This is a genomic window from Streptomyces longwoodensis (assembly GCF_001514125.1).
Lineage (GTDB): Bacteria > Actinomycetota > Actinomycetes > Streptomycetales > Streptomycetaceae > Streptomyces > Streptomyces longwoodensis.
Genome location: NZ_KQ948549.1, coordinates 997,789 through 1,013,768, shown reverse-complemented (window position 1 = coordinate 1,013,768; position 15,980 = coordinate 997,789). Strand labels below are relative to the sequence as shown.

Here is a 15,980-nt window from a genome sequence, read left to right as displayed (position 1 = left end):
TGCTCGTGCTCGGATCAGTGACCGGTGGTGTCCTCGGGGGCGAGGAGTACGGCGGCCCGGGTGCTGTGCGCGACGGCGTCGCTGACGCGGGGGCTGATGAGGGCCTCCAGGGCACCGCGGTGGTGGGGGCTGAGGACGATCAGGTCGGCGTCCCACTCCTCGGCGGCGGCGGAGACGGCGGCGGCTATCTGCGTCGTCAGGGCACGCGCCACGACACCGTCGGCCTCGACACCCGCGTCCCGCAGCGCCGTCACGGCCTCGTCGAGGACGAGCTTCGCCTCCGCGTCGTCCTCCAGGGACACGACGGCGGCGAGCGTCGCGGACGACGCGGCGACGTGCACGACCCTGGCCCGGGCCCCGGTCAGCCGGGCCAGGTCGCCGGCCAGGCGTACGACGGACCGGTTGGCGGGGCCGGAGTCGACGGCGAGGAGAATGCGCTGGAACATGGGGTACTTCCTCTGTCTCGGTACACGGGGCGCCCGCCGAGCGAAGACCCCTCGCCGAGCATGATCAACGTGCTGAACAACCCGGCGCCGCCGATCTGTTCCTGACGGGACGCATGACTGGCCGGCCGGGTCCCTGACCGGACCAGTTCCTGACCGGTCGGGTCCTCAGTGCCGGGGTGGCTCCTCGCCGAGGTCCGGTGCCTCCGTGCTCAACAGGTGCTCGGCGCCGCCCTCCAGGGCGTGGGCCGTCTCGGCCGAGCGGGGCAGCATGGTCTTCTCGTACGCGTGCAGGGCGTCGTCGACGGTGGCCGCGTTCGCGAGCGCGAGGGCCAGTTCGGCCGCGTCGAGCAGGGCGAGGTTGACGCCGACGCCGAGCGGCGGCATCAGGTGCGCGGCGTCGCCCAACAGGGTCACGGTGGGGCTGTGTTGCCAGGTATGCGGCACCGGGAGCGCGAAGATCGGGCGGTCCACGTACGGGCCGTCGTTGTCGGTGAGCATCCGGCGCATCCGGGGCGACCAGTGGGCGTAGCGCTCCAGCAGCAGCGCGCGGATGCCGGCGGTGTCCTTCGGCGTCAGGCCGCTCGCCGCGATCCAGTCGGCCGGGACGCGCTGGACGAGGTAGACGCGGATGTGGTCGTTGCTGTTGCGCTGGGCGAACACGGCGCGTTCGCCGTCGGCGGCGTGGGCGCTGCCCTGGCCCACCAGCCCGGCGAGGTCCGGGTGGCGGTCCTCGACGTCGGAGAACCACGCCTCCAGGAAGCTGACCCCGGTGTGGGCCGGGACGGCGGGGGACACGTCCGGGCGCACCCGGGAGAAGGCCCCGTCGGCGCCGATGACGAGGTCGGCCTCGGCGGTGGTGCCGTCGGTGAAGTGCAGGGTCCGGGGTCCGGTGGCCGGCCCGCTGATGCGCCGGAGCGCGTGGCCCCAGTGCACCGTGCCGGGACGGAGGGAGCCGAGCAGCAGGTCGCGCAGCCGGCCGCGGTCGATCTCCGGCTTGAACAACTCGCCGGGGCCGGGACGCCGGTGGGCGAGGAGGGCGCCGGTCGGGTCCAATAGGCGCATCTCCTGGCCTTCGGGGCGGGCCAGTTCGAAGAACGCGTCGAGGAGACCGGCCTCGCGCAGGGCCACCTGGCCGTTGTCCGCGTGCAGGTCCAGGGTGCCGCCCTGGTTGCGCGCGCCCGGTCCGGGGTCGCGGTCGTACACGGTGACCTCGAGGCCGTGCCGCTGGAGGATGCGGGCGCACGTCAGCCCGCCGGGGCCGGCGCCGACGATCGCCGTCCGGGCCCGGGTGGGGTGCGGAGAAGGAGTCACGGGAGTTCCCTTTCACAGGTACGGGAGGGGAATGAAAGGAGACTATGGATAAAAGTAGAATCCGACAACTGATTGCCCTGTTCCACTGTCGGGTAGAGTGGCCTCATGACCGAACCCCTCGTCGGCCGCCGGGAACGCAAGAAGGCGGCGACCCGGCAGGCGATCGCGGACGCCGCGCTCCAGCTCTTCATGGAGCGCGGCTACGACCGGGTGAGCATCCGGGACGTCGCCGAGCAGGCGGACGTGTCGACCGCCACCGTCTTCAAGCACTTCACCGGCAAGGAAGCCCTGGTCTTCGACCAGGAGGAGGGCAACGACGCCCGGCTGGTCGCCGCGGTGCGGGACCGCGGGCCCGGCGAGAGCGTCCTCGACGCCCTGCGCCGGCACGTGCTCGACACCTGGCTGCCGATCGCGTCCCACCCGCAGCGCCAGGAGTTCAACCACCTGGTCGACTCCACACCGGCGCTGCGCGCTTACGCCGAACGCATGTGGGCCCGCCATACCGACACCCTCGGCGCGGCCATCGCCGACGAGTTCGGGGTCGACCACGACACCCTGGCCTGCACCGCGCTCGCCCGTTTCGTGCTGGAGGTCCCCGCCCTGGCACAGGGCCAGAAGGACCACAGGGCCGCCGTCGAGGAGGTCTTCGACTTCCTCGCCCACGGCTGGCGACCGCCGACCGGCCCGTCTTCGCCGTAGGCGGTGTCTCTCTCCGGTCGGCCACAGCGCCGCGTGAGCCACGCCGTGGACGACGCCGCGCGTGAGCTCACGGTTGGCGGGCATCCGCTCCTCTGGGTCCGGCCGTTGGCCGGGCTCGCCGTCTGTTCCTTCGACCCGCCAGGAGAGTCCGCGTGATCCTCGACGGCATACCCGTCTCCGCCGTGCCGCACGGCGCACTCGACGCGGAGGCCCGTAAGCAACGCCTGCGTCGCCGCCTGGAGCGGCTGATCGGCGTGGCCGCCACCGAGGGCAACGAACTGATCCCCCTGCGCAACGGCGACGAGATCTTCCCCGCGATGCTCGCGGCGATCCGGGGTGCCCGCCACACGATCGACATGATGACGTTCGTGTACTGGCGCGGCCAGATCGCCCGCGACTTCGCCGCCGCCCTGGCCGACCGCGCCGAGGCGGGCGTGCGGGTGCGGCTGCTGCTCGACGGTTTCGGCGCCAAGGAGATCGAGCCGGACCTGCTGGACCTGATGGACGAGGCCGGGGTGCAGGTCGCCTGGTTCCGCAAGCCCGTCTGGCTGTCGCCGTTCAAGCAGAACCACCGCTGCCACCGCAAGGCGCTGATCGTCGACGAGGACACGGCGTTCACCGGCGGGGTCGGCATCGCGGAGGAGTGGTGCGGCGACGCCCGCACCCCCGACGAGTGGAGGGACACGCACGTCCAGGTGCGCGGCCCCGCGGTGGACGGCATCGCCGCGGCCTTCGCCCAGAACTGGGCCGAGTGCCACGACGAGCTCTTCGACGACCGCGACCGGTTCACCGAGCACCGGCAGCCCGGCTCGTCGGTCGTCCAGGTGGTGCGCGGCTCGGCGAGCCTCGGCTGGCAGGACATGCAGACCCTGATCCGGGTCATGCTGACCTCCGCCGAGGAGCGCTTCCGCCTCGCCACGGCCTACTTCGCGCCGGACCCGTACTTCATCGACCTGTTGTGCCACACCGCTCGCCGGGGCGTGCGGGTGGAGATCCTGCTGCCCGGCCCGTACACCGACCAGCGCGCCTGCCGGCTCGCCGGCCAGCACTACTACGAGCGCCTGCTGGAGGCGGGGGTGCGCATCCGGCAGTTCCAGCCGACGATGATGCACGCCAAGATCATCACCGTGGACTCGGTGGCCTCGCTCATCGGGTCCACCAACTTCAACCGCCGGTCGATGGACCACGACGAGGAGGTCATGCTCGCGGTCCTCGACGAGGAGTTCACCGCCGTGCTGGACGCCGACTACGACGCCGACGTGGAGCGCAGCGTGGAGATGGACCTCGAACGGTGGAAGCGCCGGCCGGTCCGGCAGCGCGCCAAGGAGGCCGCGGTCATCCCGATCCGGCGCTTCCTGTGACGGACCGCGATCCGGCGTCCAGCGTCCCGACGGTGGACGTTACGGCGTGACCGGCGGGTTGGCGGGCGAGGGCTCCGGTTCCGACCAGCGCAGCGGCACCGCGCCGGGTGTCTCGATCACCTCGGACACCGTGAAGCGCACCCGGCGCTCCCCGTCCGCCGTGAACTCCGTGCGCCCCTCCCCGGTCATCTGGAGGGTGGTGCCCGTCGTCCAGTCCAGGAACAGCAGTCCGGCGCGGGGGTCCACGGCGAGGTTGCCCAGGGTGAGGAACATGGCGTTGCCGGCGTAGTCCTGCCAGCTCACCTCGCGCGCCGAGTCGGTGCGCACGAAGCCCGGGAGTCCGCCCCGGTGGCTCACCTCGGCGTGGCCGTCGTGCGCGGTGGCCAGGAAGAAGGTGTCCGCCGAGGCGACGAACGTCCGCTGTGCGTCGGTCAGTTCGCGGCCGCGCGTCGGGGTGCCGGCGGCCCGCTCGGGCAGCAGCTCGTAGGACTCCCTCCGCTGGATGTACTTGGGACAGTTGGCGAAGACGCGGTCCGCCGCCACCGCGAATCCCGCCTCCGTGGGCCGGAGTTGACCGTTGAGACGCATGCGGCGGCGGGTGCGCGGGTCCAGGGCGATGGTCGCGACCGGGGTGCCGTCGGTGGCGAGGGCACGGGTGAGCGGGTCGCCAGGACGGAGCCCGCCGGACACGGACATCCGGTGGGGGCCGGTCGCCCGGACGAAGCCGGGCCGTCCGGCCAGCGGTGACGCCCAGACCCGCCCGGTGTCCGGGGCGGCCGCGCCGAGCACCAGCAGCGGCTGGAGCTCGAGGAAGGCCGCCGCCACCGGTTTGATGCCGTCGCCCACCGCCCGGCCGACGTGATCGGCGAGGTCGCGGACCCCGGCCCGGTCCTGGACGGCGCGCGAGCCCTCGTGGTAGATCCCCGGGGCGCCCACGGCTAGAAGAAACCGCAGGTCGGAGCGGACGCGTGCGGCGCGGGGGCGCCATCGGCACCGGACGGCGCGGAGATCTCCAGCCGTATGCCGTCGGGGTCGTGGAAGAAGATGCCACCGGACGCGGCCCCCTCGCGGTGGGCCACCACACCGTCGTGGGCGAAGTCGACGCCGCGCCTGCGCAGGGCCTGCTCGTACGCCGTGACCCGCTCGATCGAATCGACCTCGAAGGCGAGGTGGTGCAGCCCGGACCTGCCCGGGTCGTACGCGTCGGCCGCCTGCTCCCACAGCGTGAGGACGAGGGTCTCGCCGTCGCCGAGGAACGCGTACCGCCTGCCCTCCTCCTTGCCCTCCCCCACCACCACGAAGTCCAGGACGTCGCGGTAGAAGGCGAGCGAGCGGTCGAGGTCGGTGACGTTGAGGCCGATGTGGCCGGTGCGCATGGTCATGGCTCTCCCTCGCAGATGTAACCGTTGACAGTTAGGTTAGTGGTTAGAGTGGAGGTGAGTCAACCAGTCACGTAGGCTTGAGGGGTTAGCTCGGAAGGAGTCCGCCATGCCCGTCGCCCCCGACCCGCGCCCCCTGACCGGCGAACCGCTCGCGCTGGACCTGCTCAACACCCGCTGGAACAGCGACGGCGTCGTCCAGGACCTGCTCGGCGACCTGGACGGGCTCACGCTCTGGCTGGACGCGAACGGGCTCGGCGACGGCCGGTTCCCCGCGGACCCGGCGACCCTGCGCCACTTGCTCCGGACGCGTGACGCCCTGCTGCGGGTGGTGGACGGCACCGGCGACGAGGAGGGCCGCGCCGCGGTCGACGCGGTCCTCGGGCACGGCCGGATCCGGGCCACGCTCACCGCCGAAGGGCCGGGCGAGGTGCCGGAGTTCGGCGACCCGGCCTGGGGACCGGCGTGGCTGGCCGCGCGCAACTACCTGGACCTGCTGGCGACCGCCCCGGACCGCATCCGCGGCTGCGCCCACGAGGCGTGCATCCTGCACTTCTTCGACACCTCACGCAACGGCACCCGCCGCTGGTGCTCCATGGCGGGCTGCGGCAACCGGGCCAAGGCGTCCCGGCACTACGCCCGTTCGAAGGGCTGAGGCCGGGAGGAACGGGCCGGTTGCCCGCCCCCTCCCCCACGGATCAGGTACGGCTCGCGGCGTCCGACGACGGCACCCGGTCGGTGAGCGCCGTGACCACGCCGAGCGCGGTCCTCGCCGTGCCCGTCACCAAGGCGGCCGCCGGGGTCACCCACCGGTCCAGCCGGCGCTGCACGTCCGCGTCGAGTTCGATGGTGACCCGCACGTAGCGGTTGCTCAGCGTCGTCACGCGGGGCGCGGGCGGCTGCGGTTCGACCGGCTCACGCCGCAGGGCCGCGCGGTAGTTGTCCTTGCGCTGGTTCATGGGCCTTCCTGACGCTCGGGGTTCATGCGCCTTCCCGGCGCTTGAGGAGTTCGGCGGCCAGGTCCATGTAGGCCGTGTGCTCCACCTGGACCGGCCCCCCGAACGACTGGGAGTACAGGTCGAGGCGGGCGATCTGCGTGTCCAGCACGTCGAAGCCCCGCTCGGCGAGCACCTCGCGCGCGTCGGCGTCCGGACCCGTCCGGGTGGACTCCCGGCGGTTGGTGCGGTTGAGCAGCACCGCCGTGCGGGCCGGCTCGGCGCGCAGCGACTGCACCTCGCCCATCTCGGCCTGGATGGGCGCCATCCGGTCCAGCTCGATGGGCGCGGGGGTGACCGGCACGATCCACTCGTCGGCGTGGCGCATCACGCCACGGGCGATGCGGGCGTGGTCCTCCAGCTGCGGCGCGTCCAGCACCACGGCCTGCCGCCCGCCGAGGAAGTCGTCGATGCGGCGGTGGACGTCGCCCACGGGAAGGGCGATGACGGGGAAGGGGAAACCGCCGGCGAGTTCGCTCCAGCGCAGCGCCGAACCGGCCGGGTCGCTGTCGACGAGCAGCGGCGGCACGTCCATCGCGCAGAGGGCGTGGGCCAGCCACACCGCGCTGGTGGTCTTGCCCACGCCGGGTTTCAGATTCACGAATGCACAGCTCAGCAGCACGTCCGACACCGTAGGGGCCGCGGGCCGGAGTACGCGGGCCGCCGCGCGGGGAGGCCGTCCGGGTTCACCCGGGGGCAGCCTGCTCGGGGAGCGAGGCCGTGAACGCACGGGGAGCCGAGTGCTCGCGGAGGTGGTGGCGCGGCGGGCCGCCGGTGAGGGCGGCCCGCCCGGCCCACGGGGTCGGCCGACGGGTCAGACCGGGTCGATCACCCAGCGGGACGCCGTGCTGATGGTGGGCTGGAGGCCGACCGTGGCCCCCACCCTTCCGTTCGCGTCCAGGTACTTGCCGCTCCAGTCGTGCCGGATGGACTTCGGGCTGCCGGACGTGGTCGTCCACTTCTGGTACGCGCCACCGTTGCAGGGGTACGTGTAGACGTCCGCGCCGTTCGCGTCGAGGCAGTGGCCCGACGCCGGGTTCCTGAAGACGCCGCCGCTGATCTGCCACACCTGCTTGGCGCTGCGGTCGCAGGTGCCGAGGACCAGGTCGCCCTTGCCGCCCGAGATGTTGACCTGGAGGCAGGAGTTGCTGCTGTTGCCGTTGATCACCTGGTAGTTCACGGCCGCCGCCCGGGCCGGGGCCGCGCCGCCGGCCAGCAGCGCCGCACCGCAGGCGAGCGCGGCACCCGCGCTGGCGAATCGGGTGAGGCTTGCCTTGAGTTCCATCGTGGATCCCCTCGTCGAGTTCAGGTCGTCGGCGTACTGTCTCCGCCGCCGTCCACGGTGCCGGGTGGCGCCGCTCGGGTGCGGTGGTCCCGGAGGAGCCCGGATCCGCTGGGCTTTCCCGCTGGACACACCGCGTCCGCGGGCTCCGGAGTCCGGACGGTTCCGGAGGGCCGAGCGGGGGAAGGCCGCGTACATGAGGGGACCCGGCTCACCGCAAGGCTGGTTCGTCAACCGGTTGCAGCGGTTGCGCACGGCCGCGGGCTCACCGGCGCAGGCGCTGTTGCTGGCGCACGACGAGCACTGTGTCCTCACCCGGTCGTCGCTGTCGGACCTGCTGGCGGGCAAGTTCAGCAGGCCGCCCCCGTGGGAGCGGGTCGCGGCCTATGTGATCGCCTGCGTCCGCGCCGCGCACGCCGGTCGGATCGACCTCTCCTGCGAGGAGGAACTCGCGCGGCTGCGTCGCGACCACGCCACGCTCACCGACCTGTTCGAGGCCGCCGCCGGGGAGGTCCGCGCGCCGGCGGCCCGCGTTCCGGGCCCGCGGCACCGTCCGGCGACCTACCGGCTGCCGCCGCGCAACACCCACTTCACCGGCCGCGACGCCACCTTGCGCGCGTTACGGCGGCGCCTGGCCCCGGACGGTGAGGGCGCGATGCAGGTCGTGCACGGGCTGGGCGGCGTCGGCAAGACACAGCTCGCGGTCGAGTACGCCTACCGCTACCGCTCGGCCTACCGGTTCGTGGCGTTCGTGGACGCCGAGGAGCCCGCTCTGGTGCCGTCGCAGTTCGCTTCGCTGGCCCGGGAGCTGGGACTGGCGGAGGTGGCCTCCGAACAGGTCGTCCCCCGGGTCTACCGCGAACTGCGCAAGCACCGGCCCCGGTTGGTCATCTTCGACAACGGGGAGCGGCCCGGCCCACTCCTGGACGTGCTGCCGTCGGGTGACCTGGGCAGCGGCGGCCACCTCATCGTCACGACCCGGCGGCGCGGTTGGTCGGGGAGGGCCGGCGTCGTCGAGCTGGACGTCTTCTCCAGGCGGGAGGCGGTGGAGCTGCTGACCCGGCGGGTGGACGGCATGACCGCGGCGGTGGCGGACCGGATCGCCGAGCACCTGGGTGACCTTCCGCTGGCACTGGAGCAGGCGGCCGGGTACATGGACTACCACCACACCGCGCCCGCGGAGTACCTGGACCTGCTGGCGTCGCGGCTGGAGGACATGATCGCCCTGGGTGAACTGGCCGACCGGCCCACGGTGGTGGTCGCGACGCTGTGGCAGCTCAGCGTGCGCACGCTGCGGAGCCGGCAGCCGCAGGCCATGCGGCTGCTGGAGCTGTGCGCGCTGCTCGCACCGGAACCGATCCCGCTGGACCTGTTCGGTCACGGCGGCGAACCGCTGATCGCGGCGGCCGCCGATCCGGTGGCGTGGGACACGACGGTCGGCGCCCTCGCCGGCCTGGGGCTCGCCCGGCGCGGCGCGTCCTCCCTGGTGCTGCACCGCCTGGTGCAGGCCGCCGTCCGCGCCGCGATGCCCGACGACGTGCGCACCGACGCGCGCGTACGGCTGTGCCGGGCGCTGCTCGCGGCGGTGCCGCACGACATCCACGGTGACCCGCAGGCGCCGTCGCGATGGCAGGCACTGCTCCCGCACGTGCTCGCGGTGACCAAAGGCGAGCCGCCCGCCGAGTGCGCCACCGACTCGGCGACTCTGCTGCGGCTGGCGTCCGCCTTCCTCCTCTCGGTCGGGGAGCACCCGGTGGCACTGCCCCTGTGCGAGCGGGCTCTCGCGATCGACGAATCGGTCGGACAGCGGGACGCCGAGAAGGACGCGGAGAAGGACGCGGAGAGGGACGCGAAGATCGGCTTCGACCTGATCACCCTGGCGCAGATCCACCGGGACCGCGGCGCTCCGGAAAGGGCACGTCCACTCGCGGAACGTGCGCTGGGCCTGCACGAGTCCTGTCTGCCGGCGGACAGTCCCGCCATCGCGACGGACCTGGCCACCCTGGCCCGGATCCGCCACCTCCTCGGTGACCACCAGGCGGCGGTGCCCCTGGCCGAACGGGCCCTGCGGATCGACGAGGCGGCGTACGGACCGGACGACCCGTACGTGAGCTTCGACCTGATGGCCCTGGCGGGTGTCCACCTCGACCTGGACGACCACGCCGTGGCCCTGCCGCTGATCTCCCGGGCGTTACGGATCCGCGAGGCCGGCTACGCGCCGGACCACCTGTACATCGGGTACGCCCTGCTGCTCAATGCCCGGGCCGTGCACGCGCTGGGCGACCCGGCCGCGGCGGTCCTCGCGCGCCGGGGCGCACTGATCCTGGACGCCCGGCTGGGCACGTCCCACCCCAAGACGCGGGACGCCTTCGCCCTGGCCGAGCGCTTGCAGGAAGGCGGCAGTTGCCACGAACACGGGGAACTCTCCACTGCCGCACCGGCTCACGGTACGGATGCCGCCGCACCGGCCCCGGGCTCAGGTCCGTCACGGGCCCCGGGGCGGTGACGTGAGCCGTCGCGGGCAGTGAAGTGACGGGGGGCTTTCCGAGGTGGGTTCGCGCTGCAACTGCCTTGCCTTGCCCGCCGGATGGGGCCGAGGCGCTCCTGCGGACGGGCCCTACGCCGATGCCCGGACTGGCCCTACGCTGGAGGCATGGCCACCGATCCCGCACTCAGACAGGGCCACGACTCGACGGACCTGGTCCTGCGCGACGGCTCGCCGACCGGGCCGGTGCTGATCGCGCTGACCTCGGTGGGGCCGGCGCTGCTGACCCCGCTCCTCCTGATCGTGCCGACCCTGGTCGTCGCCTTCTGGATGGCGCTGGCCGGGGCGCAGGCGTCGACCGTGTGCGTGGTGGTGGGGGTGATCGCGGGGCTGGAGTACCTTATCGGCTGGCCGGCGGTGGCCTTTTCCCGGGCCCGGAGCATCCTGCGGGTGGAGTTCGCGCCGGCCGGGGTCCCCGCGTCCCTGCGGTTGGTCCGGACCGCCGGGCCGGACGACTGGCTGCCCGTCGGCTCCCTGCGCGAAGTGCGGCTGACGCACGAGGTGGTGGAGCCGTACGAGGGGGACCCCAAGCCGGCCGTCTCCACGCTCGTGCTGGAACTCGGCCTGCGGGAAGGCCGGGAGCGGCTCGACCCCCTCCCGTTCGGCGGCGACCCACAGCAGCTGGCCGACGCGCTGGAAGCCCTGCTCGGTCCGGCCGGGGTCGTGGTGGAGCTGCGCACCGAACGCAGCAAGCGCTCCCGGCCCGTGCCCAACTCGGGCTGGACCTCCGGCGGTTCGGCCTCGGTCGGCTCGGCCGGCGGCTGATTGGCTGATTGGCTGATTGAGGGCTGCCCGTGGCACGTGGCTGAGCGGCCGACCCGCCGGACGGTCCGATCGCGGCTCACCCACCTGCCGGGCCGGGAGGCGGCCGGGCCGGAGCGGCGCTTCGATGGCTGACATGAGCGAGCGCGACGACTTCCTGGCCTGGGTCGGATCCGACCTGTACACGGCGGAGCTGGCCCTGCACAACGGCGACGCGGGCCCGCGCAGGGCGCTGTGGTCCCACGAGGAGCCGGTGAGCGTGCTCGGCGCCTGGCGCAACGCCTTCGGGCTGCGCGAGGTCGACGAGCTCTTCACCCACCTCGCGGAGGGCTTCTCCGACTGCACCTCGTACGCGTTCGACGTACGCGCGTGCGACGTGGTGGGCGACCATGCCTGGACAGCCGGCTTCGAGCACACGTCCGTGTCCGTCCACGGCCGGCCCAGGAGCTACACGCTCCGTGTGACGCAGGTCTACCGCCGCGAGGACGGGTGGTGGCGGGTCGCCCACCGCCACGGGGACGAGGCGACGTGAGAGCCCCCCGCCACGGGGACGAGTCGCCGTGAGAGCCTACCGGGAGTGTCCGTAGGACCACCCCCGGTCCGGTGTCCAGGCCCAGCGACGCGGCACGCCGTAAGCGGGAGAGTCTTCCTCGTCGGCGTCACACGGACGCCGGACCCGGCACCGGCCGAACTCACTTCGGGGGAACCACATGAACGACATCCTCGCCAGGCGCCTGACGGGACTGGCCGGCATCGCGGCGGCGGTCTGCTTCATCGTCGAAGTGCCGCTGTACTTCCTCTACTCGGGCCCGCCGCCGGACGCCAACGTGCTCACGCGCCTGCTGATCGGCATCGTCGCGCTGGCCGGCCTCATCCTGTTCGTCACGGGCTTCCGCGAGCTGCTCAAGCAGGTGAGCCCCGCCCACGAATGGGTCGGCACGGTCGCCTTCGCCACCGGCCTGGTCTACGCGACGGTCACCCTGGTCTCCAGCGGTCTGGAGGCCGGCGCGGTCATCGCCACCGACCACCCGATCGACCCGACGATCACGGTCAGCGGCACGTACATCCTCTACGGCTCCATCGGCCGCCTGCTGCTCGCGCTGTTCCTCACCGCGGTCGGCTACGGGGTCACCCGGGCGCACCTGCTCCCCCGCTGGACCGGCCGCTCCGCCTACGTCCTCGCCGCGGTGAACCTGGCGTTCGTGCCGTCCCTGTTCTTCGGCAACGAGCCGGCGCACTTCTACGCGGCGAACGGCTGGGGCAGCACGGCCCTGATGGGCGCCCTGCTGAGCTACTGGCTGCTCGCGACGGGCATCGCCACCTACCGCAGCGCGGTCCACCGTACGCCCGCCACCGCACCCGCCCTGCAGTCCTGATCCGCCCGATGGAACGGCCCGCGCCCCCGTGTCCGGCGCGCGGGTGGTCGGCTGGTACAACGGGCCCGGTACGGGTACACCGCAGGCCGGCGAGCTGAAAGGTGGGGCACGGGTGAGCACACGACGCGGTACGGCCCTGGTGACGGGCGCGTCCTCCGGCATCGGCGCGGCCTACGCGGAGCGCCTCGCTGCCCAGGGGTGGGACACGGTCCTCGTCGCCCGCAGGGCGCAGCGGCTCGACGACCTCGCCCGGCGGCTGCGCGAGGAGACCGGCACCACGGTGGAGACCCTGGTGGCCGACCTGTCGGCGCCCGAGGACCTGGCGCGGGTGGTGGACCGGGCGGCGGGTGACGACATCGGCTTCCTCCTCAACAACGCCGGCATCAACGGCTACGGCTCCTTCGCGGAACTCGAGCCGGACCTCCTGGCCAAGGTGCTGCACGTCAACGTGGTGGCCGTCACCGCCCTCACCCGGGCCGCGGTCCCGGGCATGCTGGCGCGCGGCGCCGGGACCGTGGTCAACGTCGCCTCGCAGCTGGCCTTCGCCGGCTCGCTGCCGCCGCACCCGCTGCCCGAGCGCGCGGTGTACGGCGGCACCAAGGGCTACGTCGTCACCTTCACCCGCACCCTCGCGGCCGAGCTGGCCGGCACACCGCTGCGGATCCAGGTGCTGTGCCCGGGGCTGACGGCCACCGAGTTCCATCGTTCCCGGGGCCACGAGCCGGTGCCGGGACGTGACCAGGCCGTGCACGACGAGGGCGGCATGCCGGTGGACCAGGTCCTCGACGCCTCACTCGCGGCGCTGGACGCCGGCCGGGTGGTGTGCGTACCGGGACTCGACGACCCGTCCCTGATCGACGGTCTGGCGGAGGCCGAAGGGGCGATCCGCACGGCGGCCCGGCGCGGCACGAGCTGACCGGGGAACCCAGCGGGCCCCCGCCCGCCCGGTGGGCCGCCCGGCGCTGTCTTCGGCGCTGGGTTCAGCGCGTCAGGCCAGCGGGTCGTGCCCCCAGTTCATGAGCGAGTACCGCCAGCGGGTGTCCCGCACGTCGCCCGAGGGCCGCTGGGCGAGGTGCCGCCGGACGTAGCCGACGACCTTCCGCATGTGCTGGTAGTCGTCGTCGGAGAGGTCGCCCTTCTTGGCGCGCAGGATCTCCGCGATCCGCCGGCCGGAGGCGTGACCGGTGGACTCGCCGCCGTCCTTGTGCTGCCCGGCGTCGCGCGACTGGTCGGTGTCCAGCCACTCCTCCAGGTCACCCGGCCGCATGTTGACCACCTCACGGAAGTCTTCCCAGGTCTCTTTCCGCTCGCTGTCGTCCACCGGTTCTCCCTCGCTGTCGGCACGGTCGGAGCGTCGGCCGACCTCCAGCGTGCGGGCTTTCCGTCCGCGCCGCAGCTCAGGAGGCGCGGTGGGAGGCGGCCGGTACCTGCCTGCGCAACACCAGGAGGGAGCGGTTAAGGGGCGCTGGGATCACGGCCGGGCGTCCGGTCTCTCCTGGTTCGAGCCGCCGCTGCTGTGGCGCTGGACGTCACCGCCGCCGTGCCAGTCCAGCACCAGCGTCGTGGCGTCGTCGGGCAGCGAGCCCCCGCAGGCCTCGTGCACCGCCATGGTCAGCGCGCGCACCACCTCGCGGGGGTGCTCGTCGCGCGTGTCCCCCAGGAGGGCCGGAATGTCCACCGCGGCGGCGGCCCGGTCGCGCATGCCGTCGGTGACCAGCACCAGACGGTCGCCCGGCTCCAGTCGAAGCCGCTGCACGACGTAGCCGATCGGCGAAGGGACACCGAACGGCAGGTTGACCTTGAGGGTCAGTTCCTCCACCCGGCCGTCCCGCAGCCGCAGCGGCCACGGGTGACCGGCGTTGACCAGCTCGCAGTCACCGCTCTCGAGCCGGACCCGCAGCAACTGCCCGGTGGTCATACCGCGGCCGTGGCGGATGATCGCCTCATGGGCGGCGTGGGCTTGGCCCAGGAGGTCGGCCCCGGCGCGCCGGGCTCCCCGCAGGGCGTTGACGCTGAGCGTGGCCAGCAGCGCGGAGGCGGTGTCATGGCCCATGGCGTCCGTGATCGACAGGTGCAGGGTCTCCTGGTCGACGGCGTAGTCGTAGGTGTCGCCGCCTATGTCGTCGGCCGGGACCAGGCCGCAGGCGAGGGTGAACTGGGCGGCCTCGCAGCAGGCCGACGAGGGCAGCAGCTGGTGCTGGATCTCCGAGGCGAGGCTCATCGTGGTGGTGCGCCGGCCCCAGTGGTACAGGTCGGTGTACCGCCGGTCGGTGACCACGATGTAGGCGAGCGCGTGCGCCGCTTGGGCGACCCCGTCCCGGACGGCGTCGTCCGCCGACGGGACGAGCAGGTCGAGGACCCCGATGCAGTCACCCCGGTTCGTCACGGGGGCGACCATCCGGCAGCGGCCCTCGTCGTCCTCCTCCTGGTGCAGTCGCTGGGTGCGCAGGACCCGCTCGAAGACGCTCCCCGCCAGCCGGACCGTCTCGACCCGGCCGCGGCTCTGGGCGGGCGTGCCCGCCCTGGGGAGGCGCACGGCTTCCCGCCCGAGCGTGTCGACGAGCCAGAACGACACCTCGGCGGCCGAGAACCGCTTCTCCAGGTTCCGGGCCACCACGTCCACCGACTCCCCCGGCGCCGCGTCCTCCGCCGCTCTCAGCACCTCGTCCAGTCCCAGTGCCTCGTCCCCTTGCACACGCACCTCCCAGTCCATCTCCTGCGGCTTCCCGCCGGAGCCGTCCGGGATGCCAACAACGTCCTCATCCGTCCTGGTGACCCGTCCGCCCTCGCTGGTACGCCGGTGCGGCCAGGGTGTCGCCGGTGGCGCGGCGCAGCGCACGGCGCTGGGGGGCCGTGGTGGCGCCCCAGATGCCGTCGTCCTCGCCGTGCTCGACGGCCCAGGCGCGGCAGTCGAGGAGCACGGGACAGCGCCGGCAGATCGCCATCGCCGCTCGCGCGTCCGCGCCGGCGGCGAGGCTGTCGGACAGCGGGAAGAAGATCTCGGGATCCTCACCGATGCAGGCCGCGCGGTCGCGCCAGTGCGGTGGGGGTGTGGTCGGGCATGCGTACTGTTCGGCCATCGCTCGTCCCTGCCGGCTCTCGCGGGCCAGTCGGCCCAGGCTGACGACGCGGCGCGTGTCGTGACGTCGCCGCGTACCCGGCAGGGACGACGGACATCCTACCCACCGGTAAGGGTTGATATCCATGCTTTTGAGCGGTTTACGACGGTCCCGGGAGCCCCGCCGGGTCCCGCCGCGTGAGAGCAGCCGGCGCGAGGGCACACGCGGAGCATGAGACTGACGCAGAGGGACCGGGCCGACCGCTCCTCCCCCGCCCTGCTCCGCTACGGGACTGCGGCCGCCGCGGTGACGGCCACCGCGGCGGTGGGCGCCATGGCGGTCGACGCCGACAGCGCCTGGTACCGCGCCCTGCGCAAGCCGCCGTGGCAGCCTCCGCCGTGGAGCTTCGGCGCCGCGTGGACCCCGCTGTACGCGTCCGTCGCCTACGCCGCCGGGCACGCCCTCGGCCGCGCCGAGGACGCCCGCCGGCGCCGGAAGCTCACCGCGAGCCTCGCGGTCGACCTGGCCCTGAACGCCGGCTGGAACTGGCTGTTCTTCGCCCGCCGCAGCCCCCGGGCCGGACTGGTGGGCACCGTGCTGCTCGACGTCGCCAACGCCGACCTGCTGCGCCGCACCGCCCAGGTCGACCGCACGGGCGCGTGGGCCCTACTGCCGTACGCCGCCTGGTGCGGCTTCGCGACGGCGCTGAACGCCTCGCTGGTACGGCGCAACAGCTGACCGGCGACCGCCGGGGCGCCCGGACCG

19 protein-coding genes are annotated in these 15,980 nt (G+C 73.3%); 9 read left to right on the top strand and 10 right to left on the bottom strand.

The features are described 5' to 3' along the window. Positions 1–14: 14 nt before the first annotated feature. The gene (locus AQJ30_RS04680; protein ID WP_067228718.1) at positions 15–446 is read right to left on the bottom strand and encodes a universal stress protein; all 432 of its coding nucleotides are present in this window, start codon (positions 444–446) and stop codon (positions 15–17) included. 165 nt (positions 447–611) lie between these two features. Further along, entirely contained in the window at positions 612–1,757 is a 1,146-nt protein-coding gene (locus AQJ30_RS04675; RefSeq protein ID WP_067228716.1) for an FAD-dependent oxidoreductase, read from the bottom strand. A gap of 105 nt (positions 1,758–1,862) precedes the next feature. Here AQJ30_RS04675 and AQJ30_RS04670 point away from each other — a divergent pair, with 105 nt between their 5' ends. Further along, on the top strand, positions 1,863–2,456 hold the full coding sequence (locus AQJ30_RS04670) for a TetR/AcrR family transcriptional regulator (protein WP_067228715.1): 594 nt from the start codon (positions 1,863–1,865) through the stop codon (positions 2,454–2,456). Between the two features lie 152 nt (positions 2,457–2,608). Continuing rightward, positions 2,609–3,817, top strand: a complete 1,209-nt coding sequence (locus tag AQJ30_RS04665) for a phospholipase D-like domain-containing protein (protein ID WP_079083808.1) — start codon at positions 2,609–2,611, stop codon at positions 3,815–3,817. A gap of 39 nt (positions 3,818–3,856) precedes the next feature. Here the strand turns inward: AQJ30_RS04665 and AQJ30_RS04660 are convergent, their stop codons facing one another. After that, complete coding sequence (locus AQJ30_RS04660; protein ID WP_067228713.1) at positions 3,857–4,753, bottom strand: pyridoxamine 5'-phosphate oxidase family protein; 897 nt, start codon at positions 4,751–4,753, stop codon at positions 3,857–3,859. Between the two features lie 2 nt (positions 4,754–4,755). Then, a complete protein-coding gene (locus AQJ30_RS04655) occupies positions 4,756–5,199 on the bottom strand; it encodes a VOC family protein (RefSeq protein WP_067228711.1) in 444 nt (147 codons plus the stop codon). Between the two features lie 106 nt (positions 5,200–5,305). Between AQJ30_RS04655 and AQJ30_RS04650 the strand changes: the two genes are divergently transcribed. Continuing rightward, on the top strand, positions 5,306–5,851 hold the full coding sequence (locus AQJ30_RS04650; protein ID WP_067228710.1) for a CGNR zinc finger domain-containing protein: 546 nt from the start codon (positions 5,306–5,308) through the stop codon (positions 5,849–5,851). 43 nt (positions 5,852–5,894) lie between these two features. Here the strand turns inward: AQJ30_RS04650 and AQJ30_RS04645 are convergent, their stop codons facing one another. From AQJ30_RS04645 to AQJ30_RS04635, 3 genes are all read right to left on the bottom strand, one after another. Further along, a complete protein-coding gene (locus AQJ30_RS04645; protein WP_067228708.1) occupies positions 5,895–6,155 on the bottom strand; it encodes a hypothetical protein in 261 nt (86 codons plus the stop codon). Between the two features lie 22 nt (positions 6,156–6,177). Next, positions 6,178–6,792: a ParA family protein gene (locus AQJ30_RS04640; RefSeq protein ID WP_245726798.1), complete on the bottom strand. Its 615-nt coding sequence runs from the start codon at positions 6,790–6,792 to the stop codon at positions 6,178–6,180. Positions 6,793–7,005: 213 nt separating this feature from the next. After that, the gene (locus AQJ30_RS04635; protein WP_067228706.1) at positions 7,006–7,476 is read right to left on the bottom strand and encodes an RICIN domain-containing protein; all 471 of its coding nucleotides are present in this window, start codon (positions 7,474–7,476) and stop codon (positions 7,006–7,008) included. A 193-nt stretch (positions 7,477–7,669) separates the two neighbouring features. Here AQJ30_RS04635 and fxsT point away from each other — a divergent pair, with 193 nt between their 5' ends. The 5 genes from fxsT (at position 7,670) to AQJ30_RS04610 (ending at position 13,072) form a co-directional block, all read left to right on the top strand. Continuing rightward, positions 7,670–9,979 (top strand): FxSxx-COOH system tetratricopeptide repeat protein, encoded by a 2,310-nt coding sequence (fxsT, locus tag AQJ30_RS04630; protein ID WP_079083804.1) that lies wholly within the window; start codon positions 7,670–7,672, stop codon positions 9,977–9,979. Positions 9,980–10,126: 147 nt separating this feature from the next. Next, positions 10,127–10,783 carry a hypothetical protein gene (locus tag AQJ30_RS04625; RefSeq protein WP_067228704.1) on the top strand — a complete coding sequence of 219 codons (657 nt, stop codon included), beginning with the start codon at positions 10,127–10,129 and terminating at the stop codon, positions 10,781–10,783. Positions 10,784–10,916: 133 nt separating this feature from the next. Continuing rightward, a complete protein-coding gene (locus AQJ30_RS04620) occupies positions 10,917–11,312 on the top strand; it encodes a nuclear transport factor 2 family protein (RefSeq protein ID WP_067228703.1) in 396 nt (131 codons plus the stop codon). Between the two features lie 178 nt (positions 11,313–11,490). Continuing rightward, on the top strand, positions 11,491–12,156 hold the full coding sequence (locus AQJ30_RS04615) for a hypothetical protein (RefSeq protein ID WP_067228701.1): 666 nt from the start codon (positions 11,491–11,493) through the stop codon (positions 12,154–12,156). A 112-nt stretch (positions 12,157–12,268) separates the two neighbouring features. Continuing rightward, positions 12,269–13,072, top strand: a complete 804-nt coding sequence (locus AQJ30_RS04610; RefSeq protein WP_067228700.1) for an SDR family NAD(P)-dependent oxidoreductase — start codon at positions 12,269–12,271, stop codon at positions 13,070–13,072. A gap of 72 nt (positions 13,073–13,144) precedes the next feature. Here AQJ30_RS04610 and AQJ30_RS04605 read toward each other — a convergent pair whose 3' ends face one another. From AQJ30_RS04605 to AQJ30_RS04595, 3 genes are all read right to left on the bottom strand, one after another. Continuing rightward, positions 13,145–13,477: a DUF3140 domain-containing protein gene (locus AQJ30_RS04605; protein ID WP_067228698.1), complete on the bottom strand. Its 333-nt coding sequence runs from the start codon at positions 13,475–13,477 to the stop codon at positions 13,145–13,147. Between the two features lie 150 nt (positions 13,478–13,627). Next, on the bottom strand, positions 13,628–14,869 hold the full coding sequence (locus tag AQJ30_RS04600; RefSeq protein ID WP_067228696.1) for a PP2C family protein-serine/threonine phosphatase: 1,242 nt from the start codon (positions 14,867–14,869) through the stop codon (positions 13,628–13,630). A gap of 46 nt (positions 14,870–14,915) precedes the next feature. Further along, positions 14,916–15,236 carry a WhiB family transcriptional regulator gene (locus tag AQJ30_RS04595; protein WP_067228695.1) on the bottom strand — a complete coding sequence of 107 codons (321 nt, stop codon included), beginning with the start codon at positions 15,234–15,236 and terminating at the stop codon, positions 14,916–14,918. A gap of 210 nt (positions 15,237–15,446) precedes the next feature. Here AQJ30_RS04595 and AQJ30_RS04590 point away from each other — a divergent pair, with 210 nt between their 5' ends. Then, complete coding sequence (locus tag AQJ30_RS04590) at positions 15,447–15,953, top strand: TspO/MBR family protein (protein WP_079083803.1); 507 nt, start codon at positions 15,447–15,449, stop codon at positions 15,951–15,953. Positions 15,954–15,980 lie beyond the last annotated feature (27 nt).

Coding starts and splice junctions, on each gene's coding strand:
- AQJ30_RS04680 (WP_067228718.1), bottom strand. CDS start 446: ATGTTCCAGCGCATTCTCCTCGCCGTCGACTCCGGCCCCGCCAACCGG.
- AQJ30_RS04670 (WP_067228715.1), top strand. CDS start 1,863: ATGACCGAACCCCTCGTCGGCCGCCGGGAACGCAAGAAGGCGGCGACC.
- AQJ30_RS04655 (WP_067228711.1), bottom strand. CDS start 5,199: ATGACCATGCGCACCGGCCACATCGGCCTCAACGTCACCGACCTCGAC.
- AQJ30_RS04650 (WP_067228710.1), top strand. CDS start 5,306: ATGCCCGTCGCCCCCGACCCGCGCCCCCTGACCGGCGAACCGCTCGCG.
- AQJ30_RS04645 (WP_067228708.1), bottom strand. CDS start 6,155: ATGAACCAGCGCAAGGACAACTACCGCGCGGCCCTGCGGCGTGAGCCG.
- AQJ30_RS04635 (WP_067228706.1), bottom strand. CDS start 7,476: ATGGAACTCAAGGCAAGCCTCACCCGATTCGCCAGCGCGGGTGCCGCG.
- fxsT (WP_079083804.1), top strand. CDS start 7,670: ATGAGGGGACCCGGCTCACCGCAAGGCTGGTTCGTCAACCGGTTGCAG.
- AQJ30_RS04625 (WP_067228704.1), top strand. CDS start 10,127: ATGGCCACCGATCCCGCACTCAGACAGGGCCACGACTCGACGGACCTG.
- AQJ30_RS04620 (WP_067228703.1), top strand. CDS start 10,917: ATGAGCGAGCGCGACGACTTCCTGGCCTGGGTCGGATCCGACCTGTAC.
- AQJ30_RS04615 (WP_067228701.1), top strand. CDS start 11,491: ATGAACGACATCCTCGCCAGGCGCCTGACGGGACTGGCCGGCATCGCG.
- AQJ30_RS04600 (WP_067228696.1), bottom strand. CDS start 14,869: ATGGACTGGGAGGTGCGTGTGCAAGGGGACGAGGCACTGGGACTGGAC.
- AQJ30_RS04595 (WP_067228695.1), bottom strand. CDS start 15,236: ATGGCCGAACAGTACGCATGCCCGACCACACCCCCACCGCACTGGCGC.
- AQJ30_RS04590 (WP_079083803.1), top strand. CDS start 15,447: ATGAGACTGACGCAGAGGGACCGGGCCGACCGCTCCTCCCCCGCCCTG.